Origin of the sequence: Mesorhizobium sp. M7A.F.Ca.CA.002.09.1.1, assembly GCF_003998555.1 — a bacterium.
Taxonomy (GTDB): domain Bacteria; phylum Pseudomonadota; class Alphaproteobacteria; order Rhizobiales; family Rhizobiaceae; genus Mesorhizobium; species Mesorhizobium ciceri.
Map to the genome: position 1 here is coordinate 1 of NZ_RZRR01000607.1, position 3,513 is coordinate 3,513.

3 protein-coding genes and 1 pseudogene are annotated in these 3,513 nt (G+C 61.3%); all 4 read left to right on the forward strand.

Annotated features, from left to right (window positions below; genetic code table 11):
• On the forward strand, positions 1-1,917 hold a 1,917-nt coding region (locus EN994_RS36775; RefSeq protein WP_127307826.1), incomplete at its 5' end, for an Ig-like domain-containing protein.
• A gap of 60 nt (positions 1,918-1,977) precedes the next feature.
• Positions 1,978-2,349: a hypothetical protein gene (locus EN994_RS22935; RefSeq protein WP_027163714.1), complete on the forward strand. Its 372-nt coding sequence runs from the start codon at positions 1,978-1,980 to the stop codon at positions 2,347-2,349.
• 32 nt (positions 2,350-2,381) lie between these two features.
• Positions 2,382-3,140, forward strand: coding sequence for a transglycosylase SLT domain-containing protein (locus EN994_RS22940; protein ID WP_063170328.1), 759 nt, complete (start codon positions 2,382-2,384; stop codon positions 3,138-3,140).
• Between the two features lie 92 nt (positions 3,141-3,232).
• Positions 3,233-3,513, forward strand: a pseudogene (locus EN994_RS22945) (ABC transporter substrate-binding protein); the annotation flags it as partial.

Here is a 3,513-nt window from a genome sequence, read left to right on the forward strand (position 1 = left end):
AACGGCACCAATACCGTCAACAATGTCGAGACCTTCACCTACCAGGCCACCGACGCCAACGGCAACACGATCACCAACACCATCACCATCGACGTCACCGACGACGTGCCGACGGCCCATGCCGACAGCGGCAATGTCAATGAAGGCGCGCTGCTGACCGTGACTGCTGCGGCCGGCGTTCTGATCAACGACGTGGCCGGGGCAGATGGTGCCACGATCGACGGCGTCCGGGCTGCGGGCGGCAACACGACAACGGCGGTGACGACCGGTGTCAACACCGACATTGCCGGCCTGCACGGCACGCTGCATCTCAACGCCGACGGCTCCTACACCTACCAGTCGACGGCCCACAGCATCAACGCGAACACCACGGACGTGTTCGTCTACACCATCAAGGATGGTGACGGCGACCTGTCGACGACGACGCTGACCATCAACCTGACGGACATCAATGACGCGCCCGTAGTCGCGAACACTCAGAACTGGATGTCGAGCGACCCGGCGCAGCAGACCTTGAGCACGCCCAGCTATCCGAATGGGTATCCGCTGCTGGTCTCCATTCCGACGGATGCGGACGGGGATAACCTCATCGTCACCGCTACGGGAACGATCCCCACCGGCACGTTCTATTTCAACGGCGTGACCTATATCGCCCTGACAGCCGGCACGGTGCTGTATAATCCGTCCGGCGGTATCAACCTGCTGGACGATCTGGTTTATCGGCCGACCGCATTGCAAACTGACACGGTCAACAACAACCTGTCGCTGGATGTCTATGACGGGCACACTCACGTTGCACAGACTGTTGGCATCCACGAAGTGCCGCCGACCAGCCTGCCCAGCGACACGTCGCAGATTGGCGATGGCAGCAGTCCGCTGACGTCGGGCAATGATCAGGTCACGACGCTTGCTCTGTCGCAAGCGACGGTAAACGCGATATTGGCGGATCCTCACAGCGCAACTGTCGTCGTCTATACCGATTTCCAAAAGACGCCGATTGATACGCCGATTGACCCTTCAGAGCGAAACCCAGGTGCGTTCGGAGATAGTAGCGCAGGGTCGCATCGTGAACAGGAGGTTCAGGTCGAGATCAGAATTGGCACCAATCACTTCGCCGCAGTAGAAGACGATTTGACCGCTGGGACCTTCGAGCAGACTTGGTTCTACGATCCGGCCACGGGTCAGATGAAGGCTACGGTCGACTACGATCACATCTTCCTTCTCGATGGCGCAGGCAATGCCACCGCTACGACGCTTGCCAGCTACTTGATCGCGCATCCGCCGGCAGCCGGAGACTCGTGGACCCTGTCCTACTTCGACAATGATGGCGGCAGTTGGCAGGCCCGCTCCGTCAATTTCTCCTTCTTCTCGCACAATCCTGGTGATCCCGGGATCTCGGTGAACGGTGACCCAACGCTGGCCGACCAGATCTATGGAACGTCCGGTATCGACCAGCTCAGCGGTAATGGCGGCAATGACGTCATCGTCGGCCGGGGCGGCAATGACTTCCTCAGCGGCGGAGCCGGCAACGACCTGCTCAGCGGCGGCGACGGCAACGACCTTCTCATAGGAGGTCTCGGCCAGGACACCCTGACCGGAGGAGCCGGCGCCGATACGTTCCGGCTTGAGAATATCGACATCAAGGACCTCATCACTGATTTCAGCGGCGTGGGAGGACATGGCGACAAGATTGACCTGACCGCCCTGTTTGACACGGCGCCTGGAGGAGCCAATATCGGTGACTTCGTGAACTACAATGCGGGGACGGGTACGCTCAGTGTCGATGCCAACGGCAGCACCGGCGGCGCCAACTTCGTCGACGTGGCAACGCTGACGAACCTGCCCGCTGCCAACACGATCACGCTGCTCTACGACGATGGCATAACCCAGCATCAGACAACCGCAAACCTGGTCTAACGGCATAGCGCACAACCATGCGATTATGTTATACGTCGCTAATATTTAGGGGAGCTAAACATGAAACGTTCTGCAAGACTGCTTGTTTCCGCTGCGACGCTGTTGCTGGCAGTCGGGTCGACGGGGTATGCCGCCGACATCATCGAAGGTCCGACAGGCGATTATTGCCGGGTCGTCGGCACGTCCAATCTGGTCTTGAACGACAACATCGTCGATCTGAAGCAGCAGGTGGTGAAGCTGATGGACGAGTCGGTCGCCGCCGCCAACAGCTCGGAGTGGATCAACTCGTCCCGGCCCGTCTTCGTCTGGGCATCGGAAGCCAAGGTCGCCTGCGGCATGGCTTACGGCTACCTGAAGACGAACTACAAGGACGAAGACACCCTCAACAAATGCGAGTGTTTTCACGATCGCATGGTCGAGTACATGCACTGACCGGATAGGCGAACCCACGCCTGTTGGCCATCATGACAGCCGCCGGATCATTCTCGAAGGCGATCGCAGGCGGGATCGCGTTCGTCGGCTTTGGCCTCACTGTCACGCTGGCCCACGCCAACTGGCTGGAACGGCCTTTTGTGGAACAACAGCAGCCGTCCAGCCTGACGCGGCCGGCACACTGTGACACTGCCACGGAGTGGACCCGGCAGGCTTTCAAGGCGTTTGCCAGTTGCCAGGCATCGATCTATGGCCTGGAGCCGATGCTGGCGCATGCGGTGATGGAGATCGAAAGCGGCTTCGATCCCGGCGTGCAAGGCGCCGATGGCGAAGTCGGCCTGATGCAGGTGATGCCGGCGACCGCCAGGATGCTCGGCTTTCGAGGTTCCCTCGACGATCTCAGCGCGCCGGCGGCCAACATCGCGCTGGGGGTCAAATATCTTGCACAGGCCAACAGGCTCGCCGCGGGTGATCTCTGCACCACCGTCATGAAGTATCGCGCCGGGCACAATGAAAGCCGGTTCTCGGCCCTTTCAGTCCGCTACTGCCAGCGTGCGCGGGCAATCCTGGCAAGGGAAGGGATCGAAGTGACCGGCCCCTTGCCGGTGGCGACATTCGGCTTTTCCGCGTTTTCGCCAGGCGGGGAGGGTGGAGCCCCTGCCCAGGGAAAGGGCGTTTGCGTGCGCCGCGTGTTCGTGCCCGGGCCGCGATACATGAAATGCGCCGACTATCGAAGTGCCGGGCAAGCAAGGCAGATCAGGGCGCTCAGAGGCAGGCTTTTCGGCGGCTAAAAGAACTACAGACGGCACTGCAAGTCCGCCGTAACATGCGTTGAAGACCAGACCGGGAACAATATCCGGCGGCACATAGGGGTGGAGCATTCATGGAAGCTGGCCGACAGGTCCACCGTCCGCGGACATGGGCAATCGCCTTGGCGCTCGCCGCGATCGTGTCGGGCTGCCAGTCGAAGGGCGGCGTGTCCGAAGTGCTCGATCCGGCGGCGGTTACCGCGCCTGCCGGGCAGAACGGCGCCGCCGGCGCCGGTCCCGTCCAGGCGACCCAGTCGATGGGCACCGGCTCGACCAAAGTCACGATGCTGCTGCCGCTGTCCGCCCCTGGAACGGCCGGGGAAAACGGCAGGAAGATGCTCGATGCGACCAAGCT

Coding starts and splice junctions, on each gene's coding strand:
- EN994_RS22940 (WP_063170328.1), top strand. CDS start 2,382: ATGACAGCCGCCGGATCATTCTCGAAGGCGATCGCAGGCGGGATCGCG.
- EN994_RS22935 (WP_027163714.1), top strand. CDS start 1,978: ATGAAACGTTCTGCAAGACTGCTTGTTTCCGCTGCGACGCTGTTGCTG.